The following is a 13937-nucleotide window of genomic DNA, read 5'->3' as shown; positions in this document are numbered from 1 at the left end:
AAATGGTAAAAATTGGTTTATTTTGTGCAGCGGGATTTTCAACAGGTATGCTGGTGAATAATATGAAAATAGCAGCCAAGGAGGCTGGTATTGATGCAGACATAGAAGCTTTTTCACAGGCTAAAATAGCGGATTATGTTCCACAACTAGATGTTGCCTTGTTAGGACCTCAAGTTGCATATACCTTGGAAAAATCCAAAGCAATTTGTGAGGAATATCAGGTTCCGATTGCTGTTATTCCTATGGCAGATTACGGGATGTTTGATGGGCAAAAGGTCTTGCAATTAGCGTTAGATCTGATAGAGAAAAGAAATGAGGTATGTGGTGGCTAAGTTTGATACAACAAAAATCATTGCCCCAATGATGAAATTTGTCAATATGAGGGGGATCATTGCTTTAAAAGATGGGATGTTAGCGATCTTGCCGCTGACAGTGGTCGGGAGCCTTTTTCTAATTCTTGGTCAGCTTCCTTTTGAGGGGGTAAATCAGGCGATAGGAGCTGTCTTTGGGGCTGATTGGACAGAACCACTTATGCAGGTCTATAGTGGAACCTTTGCTATTATGGGCTTGATTTCCTGTTTTTCGATCGCTTATTCTTATGCTAAAAATAGTGGCGTAGAGCCTTTGCCGGCTGGCGTACTATCCTTATCGGCATTTTTTATTCTTTTGAGATCTTCTTACATTCCTGAACAAGGAGAGGTCATTGGAGATGCGATGGCAAAAGTTTGGTTTGGGGGACAAGGGATTATTGGTGCTATTATTATCGGTTTAGTGGTAGGCGCAATGTATACCCTCTTTATTCAACGTCATATTGTCATCAAAATGCCTGAACAAGTGCCACAAGCTATCTCCAAACAATTTGAGGCAATGATTCCTGCCTTTGTCATCTTTTTACTTTCAATGATTGTCTATATCATTTCTAAGATAGTTACAGGTGGCGGGACCTTTATTGAGATGATCTATGATGTGATTCAAGTACCCTTACAAGGTCTAACGGGCTCGCTTTATGGTGCCATTGGAATAGCCTTTTTCATCTCTTTCTTATGGTGGTTTGGTGTGCATGGTCAATCCGTTGTAAACGGGGTTGTCACAGCGCTCTTGCTGTCTAATTTAGATGCCAATAAGGCTATGCTTGCGGCAGGGCGTTTGTCTGTGGAAGAGGGTGCCCACATTGTAACACAGCAATTTTTGGATAGTTTTTTGATCATGTCTGGCTCGGGAATTACCTTTGGGATTGTAGTGGCAATGCTGTTTACAGCAAAATCAAAGCAGTACAAAGCCCTGGGCAAGGTTGCCGCATTTCCAGCCCTATTCAACGTCAATGAACCGGTTGTTTTTGGCTTTCCAATCGTGATGAATCCAGTGATGTTCGTTCCATTTTTACTGGTTCCCATTTTGGCAGCAGTAATTGTCTATAGTGCGATTGCGATTGGATTTATGGCTCCCTTTTCTGGAGTGACCTTGCCGTGGAGTACTCCAGCTATTATTTCTGGTTTTCTGGTTGCCGGTTGGCAGGGGGCAGTCGTTCAGCTATTGATACTATTGGTATCTACTCTTGTTTACTTTCCTTTCTTTAGGGTACAAGATAGGATTGCTTATCAGAATGAACAGGAAATGGCTGCCTAGAAATTTTTGCACAAATGTGCAGATTCGCATGTGTTTTCTGTATTTTTCCTTTATGGATTGACAAAAAAGAGGATAAAAAAGTACAATTTAATTACAAACGAAACAAAAATATTTTCGAAAGAAAGGAAAATATCATGAAAACAAATACAAAAGTTGCTGCTACTAGCATCAAAACGGAGTATTTTGGAAATCTAACGGAGCGTATGAACAAGTATCGGGAAGATGTCCTTAATAAAAAGCCTTACATTGATGCAGAACGTGCGGTTTTGGTAACCAAGGCTTACCAAGAACATAAAGAAAAACCCAATGTCTTGAAGCGTGCTTGGATGCTGAAAGAAATTTTGGAGAATATGACGCTTTATATTGAAGATGAAACGCTGATTGTAGGGAATCAAGCCTCTTCGAATAAAGACGCCCCTATTTTCCCTGAATATACCTTAGAATTTGTCTTAAATGAGCTTGATTTATTTGAAAAACGTGATGGAGATGTATTCTACATTACAGAGGAGACCAAAGAGCAACTCCGGAGCATTGCCCCGTTTTGGGAAAAGAATAATTTGCGTTCGAGAGCAGGAGTGTTACTACCTGAAGAAACTCAAGTTTATATGGAGACTGGTTTCTTTGGGATGGAAGGAAAGATGAACTCTGGCGATGCTCATTTGGCAGTCAATTATCAAAAGTTACTGGAATATGGTTTGAAAGGTTTTGAAGAAAAAGCAAGAGTAGCAAAAGCGGCCTTGGACTTGACAGATCCAGCAAGTATTGATAAGTATCATTTTTATGATTCGATCTTTATCGTGATTGATGCTGTCAAGGCATATGCAGAACGTTTTGTTAAATTGGCTCGACAGTTAGCTGAGACAGCAAGTCCCAAACGTCGCAAGGAACTGCTTGACATAGCCGCTATCTGCTCAAAAGTACCGTATGAGCCAGCAACTACCTTTGCAGAGGCAGTCCAGTCTGTTTGGTTTATTCAATGTATTCTTCAAATCGAATCAAATGGGCATTCTCTATCCTATGGTCGTTTTGACCAGTACATGTATCCATATGTGAAAGCCGACTTGGAAGCTGGTCGGGAAACGCCAGAGAGTATTGTGGAACGCTTGACAAACCTTTGGATTAAAACAATTACCATCAACAAGGTACGTAGTCAAGCCCATACCTTTTCATCTGCCGGTAGCCCTCTGTATCAAAATGTGACCATCGGTGGCCAGACGCGGGACAAAAAGGATGCGGTGAATCCTTTATCTTATCTGGTATTAAAATCTGTTGCTCAGACACATTTACCCCAACCGAATTTAACAGTCCGCTACCATGCTGGTTTAGATGCTCGTTTTATGAACGAGTGTATTGAAGTGATGAAACTTGGCTTTGGAATGCCTGCCTTTAATAATGACGAAATTATCATTCCGTCCTTTATTGAAAAGGGAGTGCTAGAAGACGATGCCTACGATTATAGTGCGATTGGCTGTGTTGAGACGGCTGTTCCTGGTAAATGGGGCTACCGTTGTACGGGTATGAGTTACATGAATTTCCCGAAGGTGTTGCTCATCACGATGAATGATGGGATTGATCCAGCTTCTGGCAAACGGTTTGCTCCAAGTTTTGGGCATTTCAAAGAGATGAAGACTTTTGATGAGCTCCAGATTGCTTGGGATAAGACCCTTCGTCATTTGACACGAATGAGTGTGGTGGTAGAAAATGCTATCGATCTATCCCTAGAGCGAGAAGTTCCTGATATTCTTTGTTCTGCCTTGACAGATGACTGTATCGGACGTGGAAAACACTTGAAAGAGGGTGGAGCAGTCTATGATTACATTTCAGGTCTACAGGTTGGAATCGCAAATCTATCCGATTCACTCGCAGCGATTAAAAAGCTCGTCTTTGAAGAAGAACGCCTAACGCCGGTGGAACTCTGGCATGCCTTGGAGACTGATTATGCAGGTGAGCGTGGCAAAGAGATTCAGGATATGCTGATTTATGAGGCTCCTAAATATGGCAATGATGATGATGATGCAGACCAGCTGATCCGAGACGCTTATGATATTTATGTAGATGAGATTGCCAAATATCCTAATACTCGCTACGGTCGTGGTCCAATCGGAGGGATTCGCTACTCTGGAACATCCTCTATTTCAGCTAATGTGGGTCAAGGTCGCGGTACCTTAGCGACTCCAGATGGACGAAATGCCGGCACTCCATTAGCCGAAGGCTGTTCACCAGCCCATAATATGGACAAAAAAGGGCCGACCTCTGTCTTGAAATCTGTCTCAAAACTACCAACGCATGAGATTGTAGGTGGTGTATTGCTCAATCAAAAAGTCAATCCGCAGACCCTTGCCAAGGAAGAGGATAAGGTGAAGTTGATAGCGCTTCTTCGGACATTCTTTAACCGTCTTCATGGCTATCATATCCAATACAATGTTGTGTCGCGTGAAACACTGATAGATGCCCAAAAACATCCAGAAAAACATCGGGATTTGATTGTACGTGTTGCGGGGTATTCGGCTTTCTTCAATGTTCTTTCTAAAGCTACACAGGATGATATTATTGGACGGACAGAACATACATTGTAAAAGAGGTTTTATATGGAATTTATGCTTGATACAGTAAATCTTGATGAGATCAAAAAATGGGCGAAAATTCTCCCGCTTGCAGGGGTGACATCTAACCCAACCATTGTAAAAAAAGAAGGAAGAATCAAGGTTTTTGAGCGGATTCAAGAGATACGAGAAGTGATTGGAACGACTGCTTCCATTCATGTTCAAGTAGTAGCAAAAGACTACGCTGGGATTCTTTGTGATGCTCGTAAGATTCGGCAGGAGTGTGGGAAGGATATCTATGTCAAGATTCCTGTCACAACAGATGGGCTAGCAGCGATGAAGGTTTTAAAAGAAGAGGGATTTCGTATTACTGCTACAGCTATCTACACAACATTTCAGGGCTTGCTTGCGATAGAGGCAGAAGCAGACTACCTTGCCCCCTACTACAATCGAATGGAAAATTTGAATATTGATCCTGAGGAAGTTCTATGTCAATTGGCGCAAGCGATTGCTAGAACAGGATCGACCAGTAAGATTTTAGCTGCCTCCTTTAAAAATGTTGCCCAAGTGAATCGTGCTTTTGCTTGTGGTGTACAGGCAATTACAGCAGGAAGTGAGGTATTTGAGGCAGCCTTTGCGATGCCTGCCATCGAAAAGGCCGTGGATGATTTTGCAAAAGATTGGCAGGATGCCCAGGGACAACTCCATATTTGAGATAGAAAAGAGGCTTCTATGAACATATTTGCCAGTCCAGCTCGCTATATTCAAGGAGAGAATGCCTTATTTGAACATGCAAGGGAATTACTAGCCTTGGGGAGCAAACCGCTCCTCCTTTGTGATAGGGTGGTATTTGAATTGGTAGGCAGGCGATTGTTAGCCTATCTGACCCGTTACGGTATGCAAGTAAGCCATACATGGTTTGATGGGGAAGTTTCAGAAAGGGAGCTCACTCGTCTTCTTGCATTTGCAGATGAGCGACAGGTCGATATGGTTATCGGTCTTGGTGGTGGAAAGACGATCGATTGTGCCAAGGCGCTTGCAGATACTTTAGAGCTACCGATTGTAGTTGCCCCAACGCTAGCCTCTACAGGCGCACCTGCCTCTTCCTTTTCTGCTATCTATACAGATAAGGGGGAATTTGAAACTTATCGATTCTATAACAGCCCTCCAGACCTTGTCCTGGTAGATTCAAAAATAATCGCAAAAGCCCCGAAACGTTGGCTTGCCTCCGGTATTGCAAACGCTCTTGCGACCTGGGTGGAGGCACAAGCCAATCAGCAGTCAGTTGCAAAAGACAAGTTAGGGAAGACCTATAGCCTAGCTGCGTTTGCAATGATTCAGCAATGCGAGCGGATTTTATTTACAGATAGTCTTCTAGCTATGGAAGCTTGTGAGGGTCAGTGTGTCAATCAGGCTCTGGAGCGTGTTATTGAAGCGAATATACTACTGAGTGGTATTGGCTGTTGGGAGAGGACAGGCCTTACGGTTGCCCATGCTATTTGCAATGGATTTGCAGTCTTGACGGCTGCTATGCAGGACGCAACCTATGGAGAAAAACTAGCCTATGGAACCTTGGTCCAGCTCTTTCTTGAAAAGCGCCCGCTTGAGGAGGTCAACCGTTATATCCGTCTTTATCAAGCCCTCCAAATGCCCGTGACCTTAGAGAGTTTGCATGTGGGGATTGTTGATTACGATGATCTTCTTCGGGTCGGTCAACGAGCTAGAGAGCTTCATTCCCAAATCTCTTGGAGAATATCGGCAGATGAGATCGCTCAAACCATTCTTGCGGTTGATCAACATGTGAAAAACTTGGATAAATAAGATGTGAGGACGTCAAGAGCAAAGTACAAATAAGGGGTCGAACAGAAGTTGCTTGTAATACTCTTTAAAAATCAAAAGGCTACTTCGTCAACTTTTGATTTTTATTGAGTATAAGTCGATAGGTACAAAAGAGTGGGACAAATCCTGATTGTAAAATCAAGAGTTGTCCCACTCTCCTTTTTGATTTTTAAAGGGGTTTATCTGGTGTGAGAATCATTGGAATGATGATAGGCTCGCGTTCCGTCTTTTCATATAGGAAGGGTCTGAGAGCGTTGACAATCGCTCCGTTGACTGTCTGGATATTGGCATCTTTATTTTTGAGAGCAATGCGAATGGCATTGAACAAGATGCGCTGGCTCTCACGGATCAGATCGCCTGACTCACGCATATAGATGAAGCCTCGGCTGAGGATATCTGGTCCTGCAAGAATCATTTGTGACTGGAAATCGACGGTTGCAACAGCAAGTACGACACCGTCTTCTGACAAGTCTCTGCGGTCTTTGAGGACAGCAGCTCCGATTTCTCCAATGCGGTTTCCATCTACATAGATGTCTTGGGCGTTGAAATGTCCCGCTAGGCGAGCGCTCTTTTTGGTCAGGGCAAGGACATCTCCATTTTCCATGATGAAAATGTTGTCTTTAGGAATGCCTGTATCCATTGCGAGCTGAGCATGGATTTTTTGCATGCGGTATTCACCGTGGACGGGCATAAAGAACTTCGGCTTGATGAGGCGGAGCATGAGTTTTTGTTCTTGTTGGCCTCCGTGTCCAGAAGTATGGATATTGTTAATCTTACCGTGGATAACGTCTACACCGGCCTCGATTAAGATGTTAATCAATTTATTGACGCCAGTCGTATTTCCTGGAATTGGACTTGAGGAGAAAATGACGGTATCCCCAGGTTGTAATTGGACTTGGCGATGGGTACCGTGTGCGATACGAGAAAGGGCAGCCATTGGCTCTCCCTGACTTCCTGTACAGAGAATCATAATCTCGCTGGCAGGGTATTCTTTAATCTCATTTGGTTCGATGAATGTATGTTTGGGAACCTTGATGTAGCCTAGCTCAATTCCATTTACAATGGCTTTTTCCATGGAGCGTCCAAACACCGCAATTTTTCGTCCGGTTTTGACGGCAGCATCAGCGGCTTGTTGTAGACGGAAGATATTGGAGGCAAAAGAGGCAAAGATAATGCGTCCATGAATGCCCTCGATCAATTTCATGATAGATTGACCGACCACCTTTTCTGAATTGGTAAAGGTCGGGATTTCGGCATTGGTCGAATCAGATAGCAAGCAAAGGACGCCTTCTTCTCCAAGAGCAGCCATGCGGTGTAAGTCAGCAGGTTCTCCCACAGGTGTAAAGTCAAACTTGAAGTCCCCTGTACAGACAATTTTCCCTTGGGGAGTATCAATGACGATACCAAGGGGTTCTGGGATAGAGTGGGTCGTGCGGAAAAAGCTCACCTTTAATTGTTTAAAGGTCAACTTGGTATTGTGGTTGATTTCGTGGAGGGTAGCATCACGCAAGAGACCATGTTCTTCTAACTTGCCACGAATGAGGGCAAGAGCGAGAGGTCCAGCATAAATCGGAATGTTAGCCTGCTTGAGAAGGAAGGGAATGCCTCCGATGTGGTCTTCGTGACCATGCGTGATCACTACACCTTTAACACGGTCAATATTATCAACGATGTAAGAGTAGTCTGGGATCACGTAATCAATACCGAGTAAATCGTCTTCTGGAAACTTGATTCCCGCATCGACAATGATAATTTCATCTTGGTATTCGATTCCGTAGGTGTTTTTACCGATTTCTCCCAAACCACCGATGGCGAATACGCCAACTTCTTGTGATTTTAGATGAACTGACATGAATTAAAACTCCGTAATACTAAAATCTGCGTGAGTTTTTTCATACTCAAGGTGTTTTTCAGACAAGAGCTCGATAAATTCGATATTGTAGGCGGTATGCTCTTCTACTAACTGGCGGGCGATGATGCGACCTTCTAATTCATCTTTGGCAGTGATGTCGAGGTAGAGGGTACGCGTTTGCTCTCGACGTGGGGTAGCATCTTTTGTTTCTTGATAGAATACTTTGTAAATCATGTCTTTCCTTTCGTTGATGACAAGTCTTGGTCGAATGGTTCGGACTACAAAAAAGTAAGAGTGTAAGCAAGTAGCTCAAACTCCGATTTTCTTGTAAGGTTCAGCTACTTGAGTGCTGTCCGAACAGCCTAGGTTATCACGAGGATGACCTAGTTGATTTGTATATAATTTTCTAGAGTTGTCATTTTTTGATGTGATTTTTCTTATTATTATACCATAAAAGAGGCTTGAGGTAAAAGGAATTGGTAGGAAAATGAAAAATCAGCTGTCTTTCAAGTCATTTTCAAGAGCAGTTATTGTCTAGAATTGAAAAAAAGAAGAAGATAGCTTACAATAGAAAGAAGAATCATGTAGGAAGAGTAAAAATGAAAGTGTTAGCATTTGATACGTCTAACCAAGCCTTGGCGGTAGCCTTGGTGGAGGATGGATGTTTACAGACAGAAATGACCCTTACGGTCAAGAAAAATCATAGTATCAGTTTGATGCCAACGATTGACTTTTTGATGCAGTCAGTAGGCTGGCGGTCGGCTGACTTGGAGCGTCTTGTGGTAGCGCAGGGGCCTGGTTCTTATACGGGTTTACGGATTGGGGTTGTGACGGCAAAGACCCTAGCTTATACTTTAGGCATTGACTTGGTAGGTATTTCGAGCCTGCAGGTCTTGGTTCCTAAGGATATAGAGGGCTTGGTCGTGCCGATTGTTGATGCGAGGAGAAACCATGTCTATGCAGGCTTTTATGAAAATGGGCAGTCGGTCAAGTCGGATACCTATCTTTCATTTGGAGCCTTGTTAGAAGAGGTGAGAGCGTATGAACGTGTGACGTTTGTGGGGGAAGTCGACTCTTTCATTGAACAGATTTCAGAAGCCCTACCAGAAGCCCAGTATCAAGCAACCGTGCCATCTGCTTATCAATTGGCTTTGGACGGAGAAAGGGCACCGACTTGTGAGGTGATGTCCTTTGAGCCACGTTATCTTAAGCGGGTCGAGGCGGAGGAAAATTGGCTTAAGGAACATGAGGAAAGGGAGAAAGAAAGCTATATTAAACGTGTATGATAGAAATTGAAGAATATAAGGGGCAAGAAGAAATCGCACCGGAACTACACGCGATCTTGGCAGATGTTTATACCGTTTCGCCTTGGACAGTGGAGCAGATAGCAGCAGATATGAAACAAGCAGAAACGGTCTATTATCTCGCCAAAGAAGAGCAAGACCTTCTTGGTTTTCTAGCTGTCCAGCAGTTGGTAGATGAATGGGAAATCTTGCACCTTGCTGTGCGGAAAGATGTGCAAGGTCAAGGAATTGCGAGGCGCTTACTGGCTTGTATGGATGTGGTTGTAGGTTCGGTATTTTTAGAGGTTCGTGCTTCCAACCAGCGTGCCAAACGCTTATATGAGCACCACGGATTTGTAGAGATTGGCAGACGAAAGGGTTATTACCATAATCCTAAAGAAGATGCCCTTGTGATGAAAAGAGAGAGATATGAGTGATAGGTATATTCTCGCGATTGAGACATCTTGTGATGAGACCTCAGTTGCAGTATTAAAAAATGACGCAGACTTGCTCTCCAATGTGATTGCTAGTCAAATTGAGAGCCACAAACGTTTTGGTGGAGTAGTTCCTGAGGTGGCGAGCCGTCACCATGTCGAAGTGATGACGGTTTGTATTGAGGAAGCATTGCTAGAGGCTGGGATTGAGGCGGGTGACCTTACAGCGGTTGCGGTGACCTATGGTCCGGGTTTAGTCGGGGCTCTCTTGGTGGGGCTGTCAGCTGCAAAGGCCCTTGCTTGGGCACATGATCTCCCCCTTATTCCTGTTAATCATATGGCAGGGCACTTGATGGCTGCACGTAGTAGCCAGGACTTGACCTATCCTTTACTTGCTCTCTTAGTATCAGGAGGACACACAGAACTGGTCTATGTAGCAGGACCGGGTGATTATAAGATTGTCGGGGAAACGCGTGATGATGCAGTCGGAGAAGCCTATGATAAGGTTGGTCGGGTCATGGGGCTTCCCTATCCAGCAGGTCGGCTCATTGATGAATTGGCACATCAAGGAAAAGATATCCATGATTTTCCGCGAGCCATGGTCAAGGAAGATAATCTGGAATTTTCATTTTCAGGCTTAAAGTCAGCCTTTATCAATCTGTATCACAATGCTGAACAGAGAGGTGAAAGTTTGTCCAAGGAGGATTTGGCGGCATCGTTTCAGACCTGTGTCTTGGATATCTTAATGGCAAAGACCAAAAAGGCTTTGGAGCAATATCCAGTTCAGACCTTGGTAGTTGCAGGTGGAGTAGCTGCAAATCAAGGCTTACGTGAGCGCTTGGCTGAGGAGCTTAGTGATGTGGAAGTTATCATTCCGCCCTTGCGCCTTTGTGGAGATAATGCAGGGATGATTGCCCTAGCAGCAGTTAGTGAGTGGAATAGGAATAATCTAGCTTCCCTAGACTTGAATGCTAAGCCAAGTCTGGCTTTTGAAATCTTGGAAAGATAGGTATATGGGACGTGAGCCATTAGGCTCTTTTTCGATAATTGGAGTACGGCAAAGTAGATTCCAAGAATCTAGAAGCTGATTGGAAGTTGGAAATAAGGAAACGGAGTTTCCACAATCCTTGAAGTAATCAAAGGTAAACGAAATGAGTAGATTACTAGCCTGTACCAAGGTACCTAATTATCTCCGACCTCCACTACGTCCCCAGACGTAAAGGTCGAAACTAATCTCTAACAAGAAAGGGGAATGATGGATAAAAAAAGACTTGTGAGAGAAGGAGTGGTCGCTGCCGTTCCGACCGTCTTGGGCTATGCGAGTATCGGGTTGGCTTGTGGGATTGTTTCGGTTCATGCAGGCGTTTCAGCCTTGGAAATGGGCTTGATGAGCCTACTGGTGTACGCAGGGAGTGCACAGTTTGTGATGTGTGCGATGATTTTAGCAGGTGCGCCGTTGGTGTCGATTGCAGTGACGATATTTTTTGTTAATCTACGGCATTTTCTCTTGAGCCTCCATGTAACTACGATCTTTCAAGGAAATACCTTGGCTTCGAACCTCTTTATTGGTTCCTTTTTAACAGATGAATCCTATGGTGTCCTTTTGCGTAAGCATTTGGAAGAGTCGGCTATATCCCCTTACTGGATGTATGGGAATAATATGGCTAGCTATGTTGCTTGGGTTTTATTCACTGTTTTAGGGAATCTCATTGGAGGCCTCATTCCAAATCCTGAACAGCTAGGGCTTGATTTTGCCTTGGTCGCCATGTTTGTCGGAATTTTTGCAGGTCAATTGGAAGCGATGGCTAGGCAAATGCCCTTGAAGAAGATTGGTCTGATTTTGCTGAGTGTGTTTGTGGCTTATATGCTTCTAGTCTTGTTCGTATCAGCCTATATTGCAGTTCTTGTTGCGACCTTGATTGGTTGTTTTGTGGGGGTGATGGTAGATGGTCGATAAATCCATTTTTTTAGCGATTCTTACAGCGCTAGCGGTGACTTGGGTACCGAGAGTTTTTCCTTTTGTGTTGACCAAGGGGAGACCCTTGCCACCCTTGGTCTTGAAATTCTTACGCTTTCTACCAATTTCTATCATTTTTGCCTTGACCTTATCGAGCATTGTTGATGAAAAAGTAGGCAGGATTCCGGGGATATTACCAGTTGAGACCTTGGCTTTATTGCCGACCTTTTTCGTTATCGTCAAAACGAAGAATATTCTACTGGCTGTTGGGGTGGGAGTAGCTGTTACTGCAGGACTGCGCTTTCTTGCTATAGGTTAGAAAAAAAGAGTGGGACAACAAAATCGCATGTTGCGAAATGGTTTTTGAGTGCCACTCCTTTCTGTATTAAATGGGGATGGCTTGGATTCCAGCAACCCAGCCAGTACAAAGGCAGTAAGTGATATTAAAACCTCCCGTGTGGGCATTGATATCTAGGACTTCTCCTGCAAAATGTAATCCGGGAACTTTTTTACTTTCTAGAGTTTTGGGATTGATCTCCCTGAGGTCAACTCCTCCTTTGGTCACGAATGATTTGGTTAGTGACATCTTTCCTGTAATGTTAATGGGGAAGGCTTTGATGGTTGCAACCAGTTGCTCCCTTTCCTTTGGTAGTAGCTGTTTGACCTTGATTGGGTAGGGGGGTGCAAAAAACTCTGCCAGCCGTTCGGGCATCAGGTGTTTTAAGACATTTTTGAGGTTTTTTTCCCGATTTTCCTCTAAGAGAGCCCCCAACTCTTCTTTTGGTAGTTGCGGAAGTACATCTAAATAGGCTGTTTCTCCACCCTTAACGAAACTAGATAGGCGCAGAGCAGCAGGTCCAGAGAGCCCAAAGTGTGTAAATAAGAGATCGTGGGTGATGATGTGTTTGTCAAAGCAGAGGGAGACATCAGCGAGGGAAATTCCTTGAAGAGCCTTGTGGGGAAAGTCGGTTAGAAGAGGGCTTTCAGCTGCTTCTATTTCAGTGACTGCCAGTTTAAAATGGCGGGCAATGTCATGTCCAAATCCAGTGGATCCTGTTGAGGGATAGCTTTTTCCGCCGGTTGTGACGATGACCTTGTAGCTTGTGAAGAGTTGGTTTGCTGTCTTTACCTGAAAGGTTTCGTCGCTCTTTTTGACCGATAGAACCTCCGTACCCGTTTGGATATCAACTCCGAGGTCAAGCATTTTCATCTCAAGAGCCTTGATAATGGTCTGGGAACGATTTGTAGTTGGAAAGACGCGTCCATGGTCTTCGACTTTTAGCTTGACACCATTGTCCTCAAAGAAGTGGATAATATCATGGTTATCAAATTGGGAAAAGACACTGTAGAGGAAGCGTCCATTTCCAGGAATACCAGCCAGTAGATCCTCGAGTGTCCCATTATTGGTTACATTACACCGTCCGCCACCAGTTCCTGCTAATTTTTTACCGAGCCGTTTATTTTTTTCTAGAAGTAGGGTGGTTTGGCCGTGTAGACTTGCTGCAATAGCAGCCATCATGCCAGCGGGACCTGCCCCGATAATAATGGTGTCAAAATGTGCCATAAGGTATCCTTTGCCTCAATTATGATATGTGATTCTTACTGTTATTGTACCATAAAAGGGCTTGAAACCTGCTCTAAATGGTAGGAAAATTTGACAGGACTAGGTGGTTGTGGTAATATTTTAATGATATATACAAGAAAAAATCAAGCGATTGAGGATATTATGGGAATTGAAAAGACAGTCAGCGAATTAGCAGAGATTTTGGGGGTTAGTCGCCAGGCGATGAACAACCGAGTCAAGTCTCTTCCAGAGGAATTCGTTGAAAAAAATGAAAAGGGTGTAACGGTTGTCAATCGGGCAGGCCTAGTCAAGTTAGAAGAGATTTATAAGACGACTATTTTTGAAGACGAGCCAATTAGTGAAGAGGTCAAGCAACGTGAGCTGATGGAAATCTTGGTTGATGAAAAAAATGATGAGATTAGTCGTTTGTACAAGCAGCTCGAAGTCAAAGATAAGCAGATTGCTGAAAAAGATGAGCAGTTGCGGGTGAAAGATGTTCAGATTTCTGAAAAGGACAAGCAGTTAGACCAGCAGCAGCAACTGACCTTAAAAGCCATGGCAGATAAGGATGTGTTGAAGCTAGAATTGGAAGAAGCAAAGGCGCACGCGCAGGAAAAATCAAAAGGTTTCTTCGCACGACTATTGGGACGGTAAGGAGTTTGGGACAAGGAGTGTCTCAGACTTTTTTCTTTTGCAAAAAAATGACAGCCCAACAAAGTGATATACTCCCCTTATAGTGGACAGTGAAAAAACAAAAATTCACTAGAAGCTTGATATACTCCCCTTATAGTGGACAGTGAAAAAACAAAAATTCACTAGAAGCTAAAGGGGAGTTTTCC

At 43.7% G+C, this 13937-nt stretch carries 14 protein-coding genes; 11 read left to right on the top strand and 3 right to left on the bottom strand.

Features of this window, described 5'->3' with window-relative positions; genetic code table 11:
• The first annotated feature begins 2 nt into the window (after nucleotides 1–2).
• From ACVPON_RS09600 to ACVPON_RS09580, 5 genes are all read left to right on the top strand, one after another.
• Entirely contained in the window at nucleotides 3–332 is a 330-nt protein-coding gene (locus ACVPON_RS09600) for a PTS sugar transporter subunit IIB (protein ID WP_462878405.1), read from the top strand.
• Nucleotides 325–1626, top strand: a complete 1302-nt coding sequence (locus ACVPON_RS09595; protein WP_462878404.1) for a PTS sugar transporter subunit IIC — start codon at nucleotides 325–327, stop codon at nucleotides 1624–1626. Before ACVPON_RS09600 ends, ACVPON_RS09595 begins: the two co-directional genes overlap by 8 nt.
• A 134-nt stretch (nucleotides 1627–1760) precedes the next feature.
• Nucleotides 1761–4202 carry a glycyl radical protein gene (locus ACVPON_RS09590; protein WP_462878403.1) on the top strand — a complete coding sequence of 814 codons (2442 nt, stop codon included), beginning with the start codon at nucleotides 1761–1763 and terminating at the stop codon, nucleotides 4200–4202.
• A gap of 12 nt (nucleotides 4203–4214) precedes the next feature.
• A complete protein-coding gene (locus tag ACVPON_RS09585) occupies nucleotides 4215–4883 on the top strand; it encodes a fructose-6-phosphate aldolase (RefSeq protein ID WP_462878402.1) in 669 nt (222 codons plus the stop codon).
• A gap of 18 nt (nucleotides 4884–4901) precedes the next feature.
• Nucleotides 4902–5990 (top strand): glycerol dehydrogenase, encoded by a 1089-nt coding sequence (locus tag ACVPON_RS09580; RefSeq protein ID WP_462878401.1) that lies wholly within the window; start codon nucleotides 4902–4904, stop codon nucleotides 5988–5990.
• Nucleotides 5991–6177: 187 nt separating this feature from the next.
• Here ACVPON_RS09580 and rnjA read toward each other — a convergent pair whose 3' ends face one another.
• Together rnjA and ACVPON_RS09570 are read right to left on the bottom strand one after the other, a co-directional pair.
• Nucleotides 6178–7860 carry a ribonuclease J1 gene (gene rnjA / locus ACVPON_RS09575; RefSeq protein WP_462878400.1) on the bottom strand — a complete coding sequence of 561 codons (1683 nt, stop codon included), beginning with the start codon at nucleotides 7858–7860 and terminating at the stop codon, nucleotides 6178–6180.
• A 3-nt stretch (nucleotides 7861–7863) separates the two neighbouring features.
• Complete coding sequence (locus ACVPON_RS09570) at nucleotides 7864–8094, bottom strand: DNA-directed RNA polymerase subunit epsilon (RefSeq protein WP_462878399.1); 231 nt, start codon at nucleotides 8092–8094, stop codon at nucleotides 7864–7866.
• Between the two features lie 365 nt (nucleotides 8095–8459).
• On the opposite strand from ACVPON_RS09570, the gene tsaB reads away from it, so the two are divergent.
• From tsaB to ACVPON_RS09545, 5 genes are all read left to right on the top strand, one after another.
• Nucleotides 8460–9146 carry a tRNA (adenosine(37)-N6)-threonylcarbamoyltransferase complex dimerization subunit type 1 TsaB gene (gene tsaB / locus ACVPON_RS09565; RefSeq protein ID WP_462878398.1) on the top strand — a complete coding sequence of 229 codons (687 nt, stop codon included), beginning with the start codon at nucleotides 8460–8462 and terminating at the stop codon, nucleotides 9144–9146.
• Nucleotides 9143–9580 carry a ribosomal protein S18-alanine N-acetyltransferase gene (rimI, locus tag ACVPON_RS09560; RefSeq protein WP_462878397.1) on the top strand — a complete coding sequence of 146 codons (438 nt, stop codon included), beginning with the start codon at nucleotides 9143–9145 and terminating at the stop codon, nucleotides 9578–9580. The genes tsaB and rimI overlap by 4 nt, the downstream gene beginning before the upstream one ends.
• Nucleotides 9573–10586, top strand: a complete 1014-nt coding sequence (gene tsaD, locus ACVPON_RS09555) for a tRNA (adenosine(37)-N6)-threonylcarbamoyltransferase complex transferase subunit TsaD (RefSeq protein WP_462878396.1) — start codon at nucleotides 9573–9575, stop codon at nucleotides 10584–10586. The genes rimI and tsaD overlap by 8 nt, the downstream gene beginning before the upstream one ends.
• Nucleotides 10587–10832: 246 nt before the next feature.
• Nucleotides 10833–11534 (top strand): AzlC family ABC transporter permease, encoded by a 702-nt coding sequence (locus ACVPON_RS09550; RefSeq protein WP_462878455.1) that lies wholly within the window; start codon nucleotides 10833–10835, stop codon nucleotides 11532–11534.
• Nucleotides 11524–11853 (top strand): AzlD domain-containing protein, encoded by a 330-nt coding sequence (locus ACVPON_RS09545; protein ID WP_462878395.1) that lies wholly within the window; start codon nucleotides 11524–11526, stop codon nucleotides 11851–11853. The genes ACVPON_RS09550 and ACVPON_RS09545 overlap by 11 nt, the downstream gene beginning before the upstream one ends.
• A 66-nt stretch (nucleotides 11854–11919) precedes the next feature.
• On the opposite strand, the gene ACVPON_RS09540 is transcribed toward ACVPON_RS09545, so the two are convergent.
• A complete protein-coding gene (locus ACVPON_RS09540) occupies nucleotides 11920–13098 on the bottom strand; it encodes a BaiN/RdsA family NAD(P)/FAD-dependent oxidoreductase (RefSeq protein WP_462878394.1) in 1179 nt (392 codons plus the stop codon).
• Nucleotides 13099–13260: 162 nt separating this feature from the next.
• Between ACVPON_RS09540 and ACVPON_RS09535 the strand changes: the two genes are divergently transcribed.
• Complete coding sequence (locus ACVPON_RS09535) at nucleotides 13261–13752, top strand: DUF536 domain-containing protein (RefSeq protein ID WP_462878454.1); 492 nt, start codon at nucleotides 13261–13263, stop codon at nucleotides 13750–13752.
• Nucleotides 13753–13937 lie beyond the last annotated feature (185 nt).

Source organism: Streptococcus sp. 1F3 (assembly GCF_054968985.1).
This window is presented reverse-complemented; position numbering and strand designations above follow the sequence as displayed.

Bases quoted from the DNA above. Each gene is read 5' to 3' on its own strand.
- ACVPON_RS09535 (WP_462878454.1), top strand. From the start codon at position 13,261: ATGGGAATTGAAAAGACAGTCAGCGAATTAGCAGAGATTTTGGGGGTT.
- tsaD (WP_462878396.1), top strand. From the start codon at position 9,573: ATGAGTGATAGGTATATTCTCGCGATTGAGACATCTTGTGATGAGACC.
- ACVPON_RS09570 (WP_462878399.1), bottom strand. From the start codon at position 8,094: ATGATTTACAAAGTATTCTATCAAGAAACAAAAGATGCTACCCCACGT.
- tsaB (WP_462878398.1), top strand. From the start codon at position 8,460: ATGAAAGTGTTAGCATTTGATACGTCTAACCAAGCCTTGGCGGTAGCC.
- ACVPON_RS09600 (WP_462878405.1), top strand. From the start codon at position 3: ATGGTAAAAATTGGTTTATTTTGTGCAGCGGGATTTTCAACAGGTATG.
- ACVPON_RS09590 (WP_462878403.1), top strand. From the start codon at position 1,761: ATGAAAACAAATACAAAAGTTGCTGCTACTAGCATCAAAACGGAGTAT.
- ACVPON_RS09545 (WP_462878395.1), top strand. From the start codon at position 11,524: ATGGTCGATAAATCCATTTTTTTAGCGATTCTTACAGCGCTAGCGGTG.
- ACVPON_RS09585 (WP_462878402.1), top strand. From the start codon at position 4,215: ATGGAATTTATGCTTGATACAGTAAATCTTGATGAGATCAAAAAATGG.
- rimI (WP_462878397.1), top strand. From the start codon at position 9,143: ATGATAGAAATTGAAGAATATAAGGGGCAAGAAGAAATCGCACCGGAA.
- ACVPON_RS09540 (WP_462878394.1), bottom strand. From the start codon at position 13,098: ATGGCACATTTTGACACCATTATTATCGGGGCAGGTCCCGCTGGCATG.
- ACVPON_RS09550 (WP_462878455.1), top strand. From the start codon at position 10,833: ATGGATAAAAAAAGACTTGTGAGAGAAGGAGTGGTCGCTGCCGTTCCG.
- ACVPON_RS09580 (WP_462878401.1), top strand. From the start codon at position 4,902: ATGAACATATTTGCCAGTCCAGCTCGCTATATTCAAGGAGAGAATGCC.
- rnjA (WP_462878400.1), bottom strand. From the start codon at position 7,860: ATGTCAGTTCATCTAAAATCACAAGAAGTTGGCGTATTCGCCATCGGT.